This is a genomic window from Alexandriicola marinus (assembly GCF_004000435.1).
Taxonomy (GTDB): Bacteria; Pseudomonadota; Alphaproteobacteria; order Rhodobacterales; family Rhodobacteraceae; genus Alexandriicola; species Alexandriicola marinus.
The window spans coordinates 1,135,167-1,148,443 of the sequence record NZ_RBVZ01000002.1 but is presented as its reverse complement, the minus strand read 5'-3'; the positions used below and the strand labels follow the sequence as shown (position 1 = coordinate 1,148,443).

Annotated in this window: 15 protein-coding genes; 7 read left to right on the top strand and 8 right to left on the bottom strand. The window is 63.4% G+C overall.

What is annotated here, in order from left to right:
• Window positions 1–53: 53 nt before the first annotated feature.
• On the bottom strand, window positions 54–1,145 hold the full coding sequence (locus tag EP376_RS11950; RefSeq protein ID WP_127655752.1) for a serine hydrolase domain-containing protein: 1,092 nt from the start codon (window positions 1,143–1,145) through the stop codon (window positions 54–56).
• 14 nt (window positions 1,146–1,159) lie between these two features.
• The gene (locus tag EP376_RS11945; protein WP_127655751.1) at window positions 1,160–2,272 is read right to left on the bottom strand and encodes an S-(hydroxymethyl)glutathione dehydrogenase/class III alcohol dehydrogenase; all 1,113 of its coding nucleotides are present in this window, start codon (window positions 2,270–2,272) and stop codon (window positions 1,160–1,162) included.
• 121 nt (window positions 2,273–2,393) lie between these two features.
• Between EP376_RS11945 and EP376_RS11940 the strand changes: the two genes are divergently transcribed.
• Entirely contained in the window at window positions 2,394–2,684 is a 291-nt protein-coding gene (locus EP376_RS11940) for an I78 family peptidase inhibitor (RefSeq protein ID WP_127655750.1), read from the top strand.
• A gap of 250 nt (window positions 2,685–2,934) precedes the next feature.
• Window positions 2,935–3,279 carry a DUF2794 domain-containing protein gene (locus EP376_RS11935; protein WP_127655749.1) on the top strand — a complete coding sequence of 115 codons (345 nt, stop codon included), beginning with the start codon at window positions 2,935–2,937 and terminating at the stop codon, window positions 3,277–3,279.
• On the opposite strand, the gene EP376_RS11930 is transcribed toward EP376_RS11935, so the two are convergent.
• The 3 genes from EP376_RS11930 to EP376_RS11920 all read right to left on the bottom strand — a co-directional run bounded on the left by EP376_RS11930 (window position 3,280) and on the right by EP376_RS11920 (window position 5,999).
• Window positions 3,280–4,122: a C40 family peptidase gene (locus EP376_RS11930; RefSeq protein WP_127655748.1), complete on the bottom strand. Its 843-nt coding sequence runs from the start codon at window positions 4,120–4,122 to the stop codon at window positions 3,280–3,282. It abuts the gene before it with no gap.
• 4 nt (window positions 4,123–4,126) lie between these two features.
• A complete protein-coding gene (locus EP376_RS11925) occupies window positions 4,127–5,512 on the bottom strand; it encodes a leucyl aminopeptidase family protein (protein ID WP_127655747.1) in 1,386 nt (461 codons plus the stop codon).
• 70 nt (window positions 5,513–5,582) lie between these two features.
• Window positions 5,583–5,999, bottom strand: a complete 417-nt coding sequence (locus tag EP376_RS11920) for a hypothetical protein (RefSeq protein WP_127655746.1) — start codon at window positions 5,997–5,999, stop codon at window positions 5,583–5,585.
• Window positions 6,000–6,157: 158 nt separating this feature from the next.
• Between EP376_RS11920 and EP376_RS11915 the strand changes: the two genes are divergently transcribed.
• From EP376_RS11915 to EP376_RS11905, 3 genes are read left to right on the top strand one after another with little or no spacing between them, the layout of a single operon-like run.
• A complete protein-coding gene (locus EP376_RS11915; protein ID WP_127655745.1) occupies window positions 6,158–6,808 on the top strand; it encodes a carbonic anhydrase in 651 nt (216 codons plus the stop codon).
• 57 nt (window positions 6,809–6,865) lie between these two features.
• Window positions 6,866–7,846 carry a sodium-dependent bicarbonate transport family permease gene (locus tag EP376_RS11910; protein ID WP_127655744.1) on the top strand — a complete coding sequence of 327 codons (981 nt, stop codon included), beginning with the start codon at window positions 6,866–6,868 and terminating at the stop codon, window positions 7,844–7,846.
• Window position 7,847: 1 nt separating this feature from the next.
• On the top strand, window positions 7,848–8,159 hold the full coding sequence (locus EP376_RS11905) for a P-II family nitrogen regulator (RefSeq protein WP_127655743.1): 312 nt from the start codon (window positions 7,848–7,850) through the stop codon (window positions 8,157–8,159).
• A gap of 198 nt (window positions 8,160–8,357) precedes the next feature.
• Here the strand turns inward: EP376_RS11905 and EP376_RS11900 are convergent, their stop codons facing one another.
• From EP376_RS11900 to EP376_RS11890, 3 genes are all read right to left on the bottom strand, one after another.
• The gene (locus tag EP376_RS11900; RefSeq protein ID WP_127655742.1) at window positions 8,358–9,380 is read right to left on the bottom strand and encodes an aspartate-semialdehyde dehydrogenase; all 1,023 of its coding nucleotides are present in this window, start codon (window positions 9,378–9,380) and stop codon (window positions 8,358–8,360) included.
• Between the two features lie 70 nt (window positions 9,381–9,450).
• Window positions 9,451–10,629: an MFS transporter gene (locus tag EP376_RS11895; protein WP_127655741.1), complete on the bottom strand. Its 1,179-nt coding sequence runs from the start codon at window positions 10,627–10,629 to the stop codon at window positions 9,451–9,453.
• A 75-nt stretch (window positions 10,630–10,704) separates the two neighbouring features.
• The gene (locus EP376_RS11890) at window positions 10,705–11,361 is read right to left on the bottom strand and encodes a YggS family pyridoxal phosphate-dependent enzyme (RefSeq protein ID WP_127655740.1); all 657 of its coding nucleotides are present in this window, start codon (window positions 11,359–11,361) and stop codon (window positions 10,705–10,707) included.
• 235 nt (window positions 11,362–11,596) lie between these two features.
• Here EP376_RS11890 and EP376_RS11885 point away from each other — a divergent pair, with 235 nt between their 5' ends.
• Window positions 11,597–12,691 (top strand): porin, encoded by a 1,095-nt coding sequence (locus EP376_RS11885; protein ID WP_127655739.1) that lies wholly within the window; start codon window positions 11,597–11,599, stop codon window positions 12,689–12,691.
• Window positions 12,692–12,835: 144 nt separating this feature from the next.
• Window positions 12,836–13,276, top strand: coding sequence for a DUF3576 domain-containing protein (locus tag EP376_RS11880; RefSeq protein ID WP_127655738.1), 441 nt, complete (start codon window positions 12,836–12,838; stop codon window positions 13,274–13,276).
• The last annotated feature ends 1 nt before the right edge of the window (window position 13,277 follow it).

The window sequence follows — 13,277 nt, the reverse complement described above, 5'->3', positions numbered from 1 at the left end:
TCGCATCCGGTTTGGATAGCTTATCCCCGCGTTACGCAATGGCGCCTTGGGTTTCAATCCTCCAACGCCTGCGCGACCGCATCGAACAGGGCCGTCTCCTCGGGGCGCAGCGTATCGGCATCCTCGCCCTCGGGCAGGCCATTCAGTGCGATGACAAGGGCCGCGTCCCGCGCCGCGTCGAACCACAGCCCGCCGCAGAAGCCGTAGGCATTTGCGAAATGGCCGATCAGGGGGCGGGGGTAGAAATCGGGGCGATCATGGAACATCAGCCCCGCCCCATAGGCATCAACCACGCCGGTCGGATCATCCATGCCCCCCATCTCGGGCGACCAGAGCCGGGTGTGATCCATGGACGGAAGCGCACGCGCCAGTCGCAACCCGTTTTCCAGCGATATCCTCAGCCCGCCTTGCGGCGACAGGGCCAAGGCCGCCACGCCGGGCGCAAGATCATCCAGAACGATCCTTTCCCCGTTCGGGCCGCTTGCGTCGGTAGGGGCCACGTCGTCATCGATCTGCGTGACCTGCCGTCCCGAGGGACCGGCGCGGTAGCAGGGAACCCGTTCCTCGCGCGCAGCAGACGACATGCCGGACCAGTTGAACCCGGCCTCGATCCCGTTCGGGCCCAGAACATGGCGCTGCGCCAGTTCGTCGAACCGCGCACCCGCCAGTCGCTCGGCGCAGGCGGCGGCAAGGATGTAGCCCAGATTGCAATAGCGGTAGAGCGTGCCCGGCGGATCGGGAGACCAGATCGCAGGCCCCATCTCGCCGACCCAATCGGCCAACGTCTGGCCGGACGGGATCAGATAGCCCGCCTCGTCCCACAATCCGGAGGTATGTGATATCAGCTGCCTCGGCGTGACCGGTCCACCTTTGGGATGGGTCAGGTCGACACCCAGCAGCGCGCCGGCATCCGCATCGGCCGCGCCGGGTGTGTCTCTCAAGACAGCCCAGACAGTCTGGCCCGTGACGATCTTGGTGATCGAGGCCGCACGAAATGCCCGGCCCCGCGCAAGGGGCCGGACGCCGTCGGCGGAGGCGATTGCGAAGACCGGGTCTTCGCCCGCACGGGAAATGGCCACAGCCGCATGGGCAAGAGGTGGCGCCAGTCCCGACACCACCCCTGAAATGGCCTCATGCAAGGCCATGCTCCCCGATCCCGTCAGTAGACCACGACAGAGCGGATCGATTCGCCCGCATGCATCAGGTCAAAGCCCTTGTTGATCTCGTCCAGCGTGAGCTGGTGAGTGATCATCGGATCGATCTCGATCTTGCCGTCCATATACCAATCCACGATCTGCGGCACATCGGTGCGACCGCGGGCGCCGCCAAAGGCCGTGCCGCGCCATGACCGGCCGGTGACGAGCTGGAAGGGCCGGGTCGAGATCTCGGCCCCCGCAGGCGCCACACCGATGATGATCGATTCACCCCAGCCCTTGTGCGCCGATTCCAGCGCCGCGCGCATGACATTGACGTTGCCCGTGGCATCAAAGGTGTAATCCGCGCCGCCCTTTGTCAGATCGACGAGATAGGGCACCAGATCGCCCTCGACCTCGGAGGGATTGACGAAATCCGTCATCCCGAAATGCTCTGCCATCGGCTTCTTGGCCGGGTTCAGGTCGACACCGACGATCTGATCGGCACCGGCAAGCCGCAGGCCCTGGATCACGTTCAGGCCAATGCCGCCCAGCCCGAACACAATCGCCCGCGACCCGATTTCGACCTTGGCGGTATAGATCACCGCGCCGATCCCTGTGGTCACGCCGCAACCGATATAGCAGATCTTGTCAAAGGGCGCGTCGGACCGGACCTTGGCAAGGCTGATCTCGGGCAGAACCGTATGGTTCGAGAACGTCGAACAGCCCATGTAATGCAGGATCGGATCCCCATCGAGGGTGGTGAATCGCGAGGTCCCGTCGGGCATCAGCCCCTGCCCCTGCGTCGCGCGGACCTTCTGGCAAAGGTTGGTCTTGGGATGGAGGCAGTATTCGCATTCCCGGCACTCGGCCGTGTAAAGCGGGATCACGTGATCCCCCGGCTTGAGAGAGGTCACACCCGGACCGACCTCGAGAACGACACCGGCGCCTTCATGGCCGAGGATCGCGGGAAACAGCCCCTCGGGATCGGCGCCCGACAGCGTGAATTCGTCCGTATGGCAGATGCCGGTTGCCTTGATTTCCACGAGAACCTCGCCCGCCTTGGGGCCGTCAAGGTTCACATCCATGATTTCCAAGGGTTTTCCGGCCTCGATGGCCACGGCGGCTCGGGTGCGCATGATCGTTCCTCCCTGAACGCGATTGATTGCTTGGTGCGAAGTTCGAAGAAAAGCGGTTCGGTTTCAACCTCATTCATGGCGACGCTTGCAACGGGTGCAAGCAATTGTGCACTGTGCCTGCATGTTCAGAACCCTGTCCTTCGCCCTTGTCCTGCTTGCCGGCTGCGCCCAGTTGCCGGTCGAGGACGTGCCTTCGGGTCCGCCCGTCCCGCCGCCCGAACAGGATACCTGCGGTGCCGGTCCATACGCCTATCTGGTCGGACAGGATGTGACAGCGCTGGAACGCGTGTTGATCATGCGTCAGGTCAGGATCATCCGCCCCGGTCAGCCCGTCACGATGGATTACCGGTCCGAGAGGATCAATTTCCAGATTGGCCCGCAGGAGACGATCACAGCAATCACCTGCGGCTAGACCGATGGGTCCGGACTGTTGCGGTTTGCATATCTTTCGAGGGGAACGATCGGACAGCGACCCCAGTTAACGAACTGGGTGGGGGCAATAATCCGCACGCCGGGGCCACTGTCTCGATGTTTTCAATCTGCCGCCAGATTCAGGCGCGAATTGGAAAGGATTGAGACATTCGCGTGTTCGACAGACATTCTGCAACGGACCCCGAAAACCGCGCCTTGATTTGCGCAGGGATTGGCGCAAGTCTGTGCCCATGAACATTGTGACCCCAGGACCCTTCGGCCGGAATGCCGGCACGGAGCAGGTGTCTTTCCACCGGACAGAGCTTCAGCCGATTCTGTCGCTTTACGGGCGGATGGTCGCCGCCGGCGAATGGCGCGACTACGGCATCTCGAGCCTGCGCGACGTCGCCGTCTTTTCGGTGTTCCGCCGCACCGCGGAGAACCCTCTCTACCGGATCGAAAAACGCCCCCGGCTTCGGATGAAACAGGGGCAATACGCGGTGATCGGGATGGAGGGGCAGGTTCTCAAACGAGGGAACGACCTGCGTCAGGTGCTGCGTGTTCTTGAACGCAAGCTGATCCGCGCGGTCGAATAGTCAGGCCGCACTGCCGGGTGCAAGCAGCCGCTTCCGCGCCGTCACGCCACCGCCCCCCTGCGCCTCGATCCGCAGACACGCCGCTTCGAGCGGTTCATAGGCGACGGCCATATGATGGGCATTGGCATGAAGAAGCGTCTGGTCATCGACCACCCAGCCGACATGGCCTTTCCAGAACCACAGATCGCCCCGCTGCGGCGCGATGTCCGGGCCCAGCAGATCGCCCAGCGCCGCGCATTGCAGATCGCTGTCGCCGGGGCAGGGAATGTCGCAGGCAAGGCAAGACGCCTGAACAAGACCCGAACAGTCAATGCCCAGATCGGAGTTTCCGCCCCAGAGGTAGGGCGCCCCGAAGAATATTTGCGCGATCGTAACCGGATCGGCGAAGGGCCGATCCAGAGGGCGCAGGTGTCGTTTCGGCACAAACCCCGAAGGCGTCTCGAAGAACTTGCGCCGTTCGTCCGTGACAGTGACGCACGACCCGAAGGACAGGCGCATCAGGTCGGGCGATTTCATGTCTTCGTCGGCATAGAGATGCGTCGCCCGCACCGCGACCCGATGGGTCGGTGCAAGCGGTGCACCAATCGCAGCCTCGGCGACATAGCCGACATAGCCGTCTCGCGCGGCCTGAACGAAGGTGTGATCGGCAAACCGGTCATAGACCGTTACCGCCTCACCGAAGAGCAACTGACGATCGCGCTTGCCATTCGGCGCATCCAGAAGGTCGAGAACGGGCAGGACGACTTGCGCCTCCTCGCCCGGAACATAGCGCTCCGCCTCGACCTGGCCTGCCAGCGCATAGGATGCGACGCGTCCATTGGCCGGTGTCAGCCGCCGATCCACGGGATCACAGGCCCAGAAGGTCGGACAAAGCCTCGAGCACGGCGCGCGCGCCCTGCCCGACACCGCCCTTGGGCCGGGCCGGGGCCGGACTTGGCTGCCAGCCGTAGATATCGAAATGAACGTAGCGCTGCGCCGCAAAGCGCCGCAGGAACAGCGCCGCCGTGATCGACCCGGCCATGCCCCCGGACGGGGCATTGTCCAGATCGGCGATGCCCGGTTCGATCTGCGCCTCGTAAGGGGCGTGAAATGGCATCCGCCAAACCGGATCGGCGGCACGGATCGCCGCGTCCGACAGGCGTGCGGCATCGTCATCCGCACTGGCAAAGAACGGGGCCAGATCGGGGCCGACGGCCACCCGCGCCGCACCCGTCAGTGTCGCCATCGAAATCGTCAGATCGCTATCTTCTTCGGCGCCAAGCGCCAGCGCATCGGCAAGGACAAGGCGGCCCTCGGCATCGGTGTTGTTGATTTCGACCGTCAGGCCATTGCGTGCACGCAGGATATCACCGGGGCGGAAGGCATCGCCGCTGACCGCGTTTTCGACCGCCGGGATCAGGACCCGGAGCCGGATCGGCAGTTCCAGCGCCATGATCATCCGCGCAAGCCCAAGGACCGTGGCCGCGCCGCCCATATCCTTTTTCATGAGCCCCATCGACGCGCCGGGCTTGAGGTTCAGGCCGCCTGTATCAAAGCAGACGCCCTTGCCCACAAGGGTGAGTTTCGGGCCGGCGTCACCCCAACGCATATCCAGAAGCCGGGGGCCGCGGTGAGGCGCGGCGGCCCGGCCCACCGTGTGGATCAGCGGGAGGTTCTCGGCCAGAAGATCATTTGTCGGGGTCACGGCAAGCCGCGCATCGAATTCGCGCGCCAGATCAGATACCGCAGCCTCCAGTTCGGCTGGCCCCATATCCGAAGCCGGCGTGTTGATCAGATCGCGGGTCAGCGCCTCGCCCGCGGCGATCGCCTCGATCCGGGGCGCATCGACGCCAGCGGGCGCGACCAGCCGGGCCCGCATCTCCGGCGCTGCGCTGTAGCGGCCAAAGCGATAACTCTCGAGAAGCCAGCCGAGGGCCGCCTCATCAAGATTGGCATCCGCCGGGTTCGCGTCGATCCGGTAGGTGCCCGCCGGCAACTGGGCCGCGGCCTTGGCCAGCAGGAACCGGCCCCGCTCCGCATCTTTGCGACCGCCAAGGCCCGCGATGGCCCGGATTATGTCACCCGCCTCATCGGGCAAGAGCGCGATCTTGCCCAAGCCCCCGGTGAAGCCCTGCCGATCGAGCCAGACGCGATGGCTTTCGGGCAAATCCGCGGAATAGGTGTCGAAACATTCGGTCGTCACGAGATCGAGGGGGACGGCGCTGCCGTCATCGGAAGCGAAGGTCGGTATCATGGGGAACTCGCCTGGCTGAGAAAGCGTTACGGCACAGCCTAACCAGACGGGCCGCCGCTGCAAGCCCCGGTCAGGTAACGCTTCTCGTGATCAGGTCGACCTGGGCCAAGGCCATGGTGCCCAAACGGTCGATCCGGCCGATCACGGCGGCCAGCGCCGTGGCGTCGCCATCGCGGCAACAGGCAATCGCGTTGTCCGTGGCGCGCCGAAGTTCAAGAAACCCCAGCTGGAGGGCCAGATGACGAATCCGACGTGCCGACAGGATGATCCCGTCGATATCGCAATCGGCATGCGCCCGCACGATCAGGCCGAGCCTGTGGTCAAGATCATCCTGTGCCGCGCTCATCGCACCTGCCCGGCCGCCATCGGCCGTAGCATAGAAACTTGCCATGGCGGCAAAATCGGTATCGTTGGCGTAGGACGGCTCAAGCCTGATGACAGCCCGACCTGCACCAATGATCGCCTTGCGTTTCGGAGTTCGATCCATCCGCTTCCACCTTTGCTGTGGACCACGGTCTAGAACCCAGGCGTTTCGGAAGTGTTTCCGCAGCTTCGGCCGCGCTAGGATTTCCTCTCGAATTTCCTGACAATACAACCTAAACCTCGACGCGGAGTGCAACAGGCGCAAAGACCGGAGGCAGCCTCATGGAACATGCTCGTCCGCTGCCGGAATACCTCGTCCGGCGCTATCATGGATGGAAAGCCACCACCTTCGCCGAGAACCGATCCTGGTATCACAGGCTTGCCGAAGACGGACAGCGCCCCCGAACGATGGTGATTTCCTGCTGCGACAGCCGGGTCCACGTGACCTCGATCTTCGGGGCCGAGCAGGGCGAATTCTTCATTCACCGCAACATCGCGAACCTTGTCCCGCCCTATGCGCCCGACACGGATCACCACGGAACCTCGGCGGCCGTCGAATATGCCATCAGCAGTCTTCATGTCTCGAACCTCGTGGTCTTGGGCCATTCGGGATGCGGCGGCGTGCGCGCCTGCTATGACATGTGTTCGGGCCACGCGCCCGAACTGGATGCCAATACCAGTTTCATTGGCCGCTGGATGGATATCCTGCGCCCGGGGTTCGAACGGCTTCCCACCGGACAGGCGGACTCCGACCGGATCGACAGGCTCGAGAAAGAGGCGGTGATCGTCTCGCTCGAGAACCTGATGACCTTTCCGTTCGTGAAGAAGGCAGTCGAGGCCGACGATCTGTCGCTCCATGGTCTGTGGAACGACATTTCCTCGGGCGGGCTGGAATGCGTGGACGGAAAGACAGGCGCCTTTGCGGCGATCTGAGCTTGCCACATTGCCCCAAACCGTTATGACCCGCCAAAACCGGAGGGTCGTGGGTTCATGAACGAAATACTGGCGCTGGCGGCCGACAACCTGTTGTCGCCGATCATCCTGAGTTTTGCGCTGGGTCTGGGTGCCGCTCTGGCCCGGTCCGATCTGTCGGTTCCCGAGGCCGCCGCCAAGGCGATGTCGATCTACCTGCTGTTCGCGATCGGGGTGAAGGGCGGTGTCAGCGTGTCGGAACACGGGCTGGGCCCCGATCTGATCGCGGCCATCGGCGCGGGGATCGTGTTGTCCTTCGGGTTGCCCTTCGTGGCATTCGGCTTGCTGTCCGTCCTGACCGGCCTGTCACGGATCGACCGGGCCGCCGTTGCGGGGCACTACGGCTCGATCTCGATCGTGACCTTCGTCGCGGCAAGCACCGTTCTGGAAGGTCAGGGCATCTTTGCCGAAGGCTATATGGTCGCCGTCGCCGCCGCCATGGAGGCGCCTGCGATCCTGTCTGCCTTGTGGCTTGTCTCGCGCGGAGGCGGCAGGCCGGCCGGCAACGACGGGCTGATGCGAGAGATCCTGCTTAACGGATCGATCGTTCTTCTGGTCGGATCCTTCGCAATCGGGGTCATCACCGGAACCGAAGGTCTGGCGCAGATCGACAGTTTCATCGTCGCGCCCTTCCAGGGGGTGTTGTGCCTGTTTCTTCTCGACATGGGTCTGGTCGCGGGGCGCGGCCTGAGGCAGGCGCGCGCCTCGGGGCTTGGGAAAGGCGCGATCCTCTTTGGCATGGCAATGCCGCTGGCCGGGGCAAGCCTCGGCCTGCTGGCCGGCCTGTTGTGCGGGCTCACGCCGGGCGGCGTGGCCCTGATGATGGTGCTGTCGGCCTCGGCGTCCTATATCGCGGTTCCCGCCGCGATGCGGGTGGCTCTGCCCGAGGCCAACCCCTCGGTCTACCTGACGCTGTCGCTCGGCGTGACCTTTCCGTTCAACCTCACCCTTGGCATCCCGCTCTATGTTGCGGTGAGCCAAGCCATGACAGGAGGCTAACATGCAGACTCACAAGGCAAAGAGGGTGGTCATCACCATCGAGGCGATCATGCAGAAACGGCTGACGGACGCGCTCGAAAGTGCGGGTGTGACGGGCTATTCGATCCTCGACGTGATCGGCGGTTCGGGGCGGTCCGGGCCATGGACATCCGAGGGCCAGATCAGCCGAGCCAGCGGTATGGTGCAGGTCATCTGCATCATCCGCGAAGAACGGCTCGATACCCTGATGGAGGCGGCCTTCGATGTGGTCGAAAAGCATATCGGCGTGGTCACCATCGGCGATGTCGAAGTTGTCCGGGCCGAGCGGTTCTGACGTGCCAGCATAGCCGGCCATCCCGTCATGGTCTTCGTTGGCGATGAAGCACCGCATATCGAATTGAGCAGCGGTTCGGAAAAGCCGAAACAGAGACTGAAGGTGTGCCGAGGATGCACCGCGAGATCGTCGGCCACCGAAAGCAGAAACGCCGGACAGGTGACCTGCCCGGCGCTCTGACTTGCTCTCAAAAAAGGGTCAGCCCTTCTTCAGCACTTCCCGCCCGAGGAGTTCGGCGATCTGCACGGCGTTCAGCGCCGCGCCCTTGCGCAGATTGTCGGACACGCACCAGAGGTTCAGGCCGTTGTCGATGGTCGAATCCTGCCGGATGCGGCTGATGAAGGTGGCGAAATCGCCCACGCATTCGATGGGGGTCACGTAGCCACCATCCTCGCGCTTGTCGATCACCATGATGCCGGGCGCCTCGCGCAGGATGTCGCGGGCCTCGTGCTCGTCGAGGAAATCCTCGGTCTCGATGTTGATCGATTCCGAATGGCCGACGAAAACCGGCACCCGCACACAGGTCGCGGTGACCTTGATCGACGGATCGATGATCTTCTTCGTTTCGGCGACCATCTTCCATTCTTCCTTGGTCGACCCGTCATCCATGAAGACGTCGATATGGGGAATCACGTTGAAGGCGATCTGCTTGGTGAATTTCTTGGCCGGTTTGTCATCGGTCGGGTTGTAGATCGATTTCGTCTGATCCCACAGCTCGTCGATGCCTTCTTTCCCGGCGCCCGAGACCGACTGATAGGTCGACACCACGACCCGCTTGATCGTGGCCCGGTCATGCAGCGGCTTGAGTGCCACGACCATCTGCGCGGTCGAACAATTGGGATTCGCGATGATGTTCTTCTTCGCATAGCCGTGGATGGCCTGCGGGTTCACCTCGGGCACGATCAGCGGCACATCCGCATCATAGCGATACAGCGACGAGTTATCGATCACGACGCAGCCCGCCTTGGCGGCCTTTGGCGCATAAATCTTGGTGGCATCCGATCCGACGGCGAAGAGGGCGATGTCCCAGCCCGTGAAATCGAAAGCGTCGAGATCCTTGGTGACAAGGGTCTTGTCACCGAAACTGACCTGAGAGCCGAGCGAACGGCGGCTGGCCAGTGCGACGACCTCGTCCACCGGGAAATGACGTTCATGCAGGATATTGAGCATCTCTCGCCCGACATTGCCTGTCGCGCCGACGACGGCGATCTTGTAGCCCATTGAATGGCTCCTCTGTCTGAAGTCGGAGGCGCTATACGCCAACGGGAAGGCCACCGAAAGGGGGATCGGCTTAATCCGTGCGATCACGCGAGGCGAAATAGATGGCGATGCCGATCAGCAGACTGACCCCGAAGAACAGGAAGATCGCGGCAAAGGGCGCCGAGGCGACATCGGATTGGCCGGCGACCGTGCCGTGAATGCGCCCGGTCACGAACTGGCTCACACCCACGCCGCCGATACCGAAGAGGTTGACCAGCGTCACACCCCGCCCCGTCAGGTGCGGCGGGAAGAAGGCCCGTCCGTGGGCGAGGATGACCGGGAAGGACGCCCCCATTAGTCCGACCAGCGCCAGAAGCACGGTCGAGACCAGAAGGCTCGCATCGGGCAACGCGAACAATGCAAGGCACGCGGCCGCACCGATGAGATTGCCGACGATGACGATCCATTTCCGGGTCCCGAGGATACGGTCGAGCGGGCCATAAAGGAAATTGCCCGCAATCATCGCCAGCCCCATCACAAGGCTGACCCGCCCGATCGTGACGGTATCGGCGGCAAAGACGCCTTCGGCATAGGGGCCGACCCACAGGCCGCGGATCCCGGCAGAGGGCGCGTAGCTGACGAACATCATCGCGAAGATCGGCCACAGGACGGGCATCCGCAGAAGGTCGAGAACCGATCCCTTCTCGGTGCGCGCAATCGACTCCGGATCGCGGACCACGAGGAAAAGCAGAGCCGCCGCTGCCGCTGTTACGGCTGACAGGGCCCACATCGTCTCGCGCCAGCCGAATTCCGCGACGGACCAGGCCAGCGGGGCAGATCCTGCGATATTGCCCAGCGATCCAACCCCGATCATCGCGCCTGCCAGAGTGGCAAAGACCGCGGGCGGATAGACCCGGGCAAAGATGAAGTAGGACGACATCAGGACAGGTGAGCTGCCGGCACCGATCAGCGCCATCGCCAAGGCGATATGCACTGGCGACTGCGCGCTGGCGAATACGGCGGCCCCGCCCGCACCCCCGACGGCCAGGAGAATCGCCGCGGTCCGACGCGGCCCGAAATGGTCAAGCGCGGCGCCCACGGGGATTTGCATCGCGGCAAAGACCAGGAACCAAAGGCCCGACGCAAAGGCCAGATCAGCCGGCGTCGCCCCGATGTCGGCGGAAAGGGCCGGGGTCAGTACGGCCAGGAAGGCGCGATAGAATTGCGACAGCGTATAGGCCAGCACGAGGCCGGCAATCCCAAGCTTCACTCCGGCCCCTCCCCTGGCAAGATTGACGCGCATAAGTCACGGATCGGGCCGCCTGTGCAAGACCTTCAGCGCAGATCAGCCCTGCGGAACCCTCTCGCCGAAAATCGCCGATCCGACCCGGATATGGGTCGCCCCATGCGCGATGGCCTCGGCGAAATCGGCACTCATCCCCATCGAAAGCCCGGTCAGACCATTGTCTGAGGCCAGACGCGCCAGCATCGCGAAATGGGGGGCTGCCGGTTCGTCGACCGGCGGGATGCACATCAGGCCGCGCAAAGGCAGGTCCATCTCGCGGCATTCGGCCACGAAGGCATCGGTGTCCGACGGCAGGATCCCGGCCTTTTGCGGTTCTTCGCCGGTATTCACCTGTATGAAAAGGTCGGGACAGGCACCGATTTCCTGCGCGATGCGGGCGATCGACCGGGCCAGTTTCGGCCTGTCGACGGAGTGGATCGCCTGGGCAAGTTCCATCGCCTGACGGGTCTTGTTGGTCTGGAGCGGTCCGATCAGGTGAAGTTCGATCCCATCGAACCGCGTCCGGAACTCCGGCCATTTGGACGCGGCCTCCTGAACGCGGTTTTCACCGAAAACCCTATGGCCTGCGCGCAGAATCGCCTCGACGCGGTCGAGGGGCTGAACCTTGGACACCGCGATCAGGGTCACATCCGATGGGTCACGTCCGGCTGTATGGGCCGCAGTTTCGATTTCTTGGCGAATCCGGTCCAGCGACATTATCAAATCCTTGTTTTCAGGGCTCTTTCATCCGGCCCAAGACCACCATAGATCCTCTCGCTCCTTTGGCGAAGATCAGGGCCATTCGAGGCTGTGTGGCCATGTTGCATCATTTTGGTGGATCGGGCGAGTTCAGGGGCCAATTTGCTTGAGTGTGCAGGGCTGAGGGAGCAAAGACACTGTCAATGCTAGTTGCACTGGCATTCTTGGGAATGCAAACCACGAGGGATTATCAATGAAAAGCATCCTCCTCGCCTCCGCTTCGGTCTTCGCCTTCGCTGGCGCTGCCGCTGCTGATGGCCACACAAGCATCACCTTTGGTGGTGACGCCACCGTCGGCTTCAACGACCAGATGGATCTGGGCGCTGCCGATCAGGGTGGTTTTTACTTCGACTCCGGCCTGTCCGTGACGGCTTCTGCCGCTCTCGACAACGGCCTGACCGCATCCGCCACCTTCGGCCTCAACATTGTTGACGGTGCAATCGGTGGTGACGTGACCTCCGCCGACTGGCTCCTGACCCTCGAGTCGGACATGGCCAGCCTGCGGTTTGGTGACGTTGCTCCGGCCGCCGACGACATGTGGTCCGGTGTTGACGGTTCCGAGGTCGCTGGCTTCAACGACGACGAAGCTCACTTCGACGTGGTTGGCTTTGACGCCATCCTGCGTGGTGACGTTTCCTACATGGGCATCGACGCTGCAGTGTCGTTCGGTGTTGACGACGACGCGACCAACCTGACGGGCAACAACATCGACGCTCTCCAGGCTGCTGCCATGGGCACCTTCGGCGCCTTTGGTGTGATGGCTGCGTTCCAGCAGGAAATGGAAGGCCTCACGCCCCAGGTCATCGCTGTTGGCGCAACCGCGTCCTTCTTCGGTGCCGACCTCAAGGCCGCGTTCGAAGACGATGGTGGCACCCAGTCGATCGGCGCTTCCGCGTCCTACCCGATTGGCCCGATCACCATCGGTGGTTACTTCACCCAGAACACGGGTGACGTCGAAGGCTCCGCTTACGGTGTCGACGCTGCTTACGCTTCCGGCCCGATCTCTGTGTCGGCTGGCTTTGACGTGGCTGCTGACGAAACCCAGTCGCTCGAAGTTGACGCGTCCTACGCAGTCGGCAGCGGCATCACCATCCTCGCCGGTGCATTCATCGACGATCTGGACGGCGACGCGACCGGCTTCTACGGCGCAGCGACCTACGACCTCGGCGGCGGTGCATCCTTCCTGGTGTCCTATGCCACGGACGGTGACGACGCTGTGGGTGGCGAAGACCTCGGCGGCCCCGAGTACAAAGAAGGCATCACGACCGAGCTGTCCTTCGAGTTCTGATCTTAACCGATCGGTTACAGATTTGGGCGGTCCTTCGGGGCCGCCCTTTTCTTTTGTCGGGGGGCCATGGCCCGCTTGAGGCTTGTTCGGCCCCCACCGCTTCGATACACATCGCGGGAAGAACAATGCAGCGAGGGGTGATCCGTGACAGCGCCTGACGGAACCGCCATTTCCAGATTCTCACGAGCCACGGCCGCAGCCCTCCTTTGTCTTGGACTGGCCGCCTGCGGCTCATCTGGCGCGGGCACGGATGCCACGCGCGAGGCCTCCCGCGTCAGCGGCTCGGAAACCGTGGCCGTCAACCGCTATCTATGGGCCGCCTCTCTCGAGACGCTGGGCTTCATGCCCGTCGAGAGCGTCGACCCGTTCACAGGTGTGATCGTCTTTGGCTATGGCGTGCCGCCCGGCGGAGGAACGGCCTACCGGGCCACGGTTCTGGTCGATGACCCCGCCCTTGACGCGCGTTCGCTGAATGTCGCGCTTGCCACGCGGGGCGGTCCGGTTTCGCTTGAGACACAGCGCGCCGTCGAGGATGCGATCCTTGCCCGCGCGCGGCAGCTACGTATCGCGGACGGGGCGCTCTAGG

Coding starts and splice junctions, on each gene's coding strand:
- EP376_RS11950 (WP_127655752.1), bottom strand. CDS start 1,145: ATGGCCTTGCATGAGGCCATTTCAGGGGTGGTGTCGGGACTGGCGCCA.
- EP376_RS11945 (WP_127655751.1), bottom strand. CDS start 2,272: ATGCGCACCCGAGCCGCCGTGGCCATCGAGGCCGGAAAACCCTTGGAA.
- EP376_RS11940 (WP_127655750.1), top strand. CDS start 2,394: ATGTTCAGAACCCTGTCCTTCGCCCTTGTCCTGCTTGCCGGCTGCGCC.
- EP376_RS11935 (WP_127655749.1), top strand. CDS start 2,935: ATGAACATTGTGACCCCAGGACCCTTCGGCCGGAATGCCGGCACGGAG.
- EP376_RS11925 (WP_127655747.1), bottom strand. CDS start 5,512: ATGATACCGACCTTCGCTTCCGATGACGGCAGCGCCGTCCCCCTCGAT.
- EP376_RS11920 (WP_127655746.1), bottom strand. CDS start 5,999: ATGGATCGAACTCCGAAACGCAAGGCGATCATTGGTGCAGGTCGGGCT.
- EP376_RS11915 (WP_127655745.1), top strand. CDS start 6,158: ATGGAACATGCTCGTCCGCTGCCGGAATACCTCGTCCGGCGCTATCAT.
- EP376_RS11910 (WP_127655744.1), top strand. CDS start 6,866: ATGAACGAAATACTGGCGCTGGCGGCCGACAACCTGTTGTCGCCGATC.
- EP376_RS11905 (WP_127655743.1), top strand. CDS start 7,848: ATGCAGACTCACAAGGCAAAGAGGGTGGTCATCACCATCGAGGCGATC.
- EP376_RS11900 (WP_127655742.1), bottom strand. CDS start 9,380: ATGGGCTACAAGATCGCCGTCGTCGGCGCGACAGGCAATGTCGGGCGA.
- EP376_RS11890 (WP_127655740.1), bottom strand. CDS start 11,361: ATGTCGCTGGACCGGATTCGCCAAGAAATCGAAACTGCGGCCCATACA.
- EP376_RS11885 (WP_127655739.1), top strand. CDS start 11,597: ATGAAAAGCATCCTCCTCGCCTCCGCTTCGGTCTTCGCCTTCGCTGGC.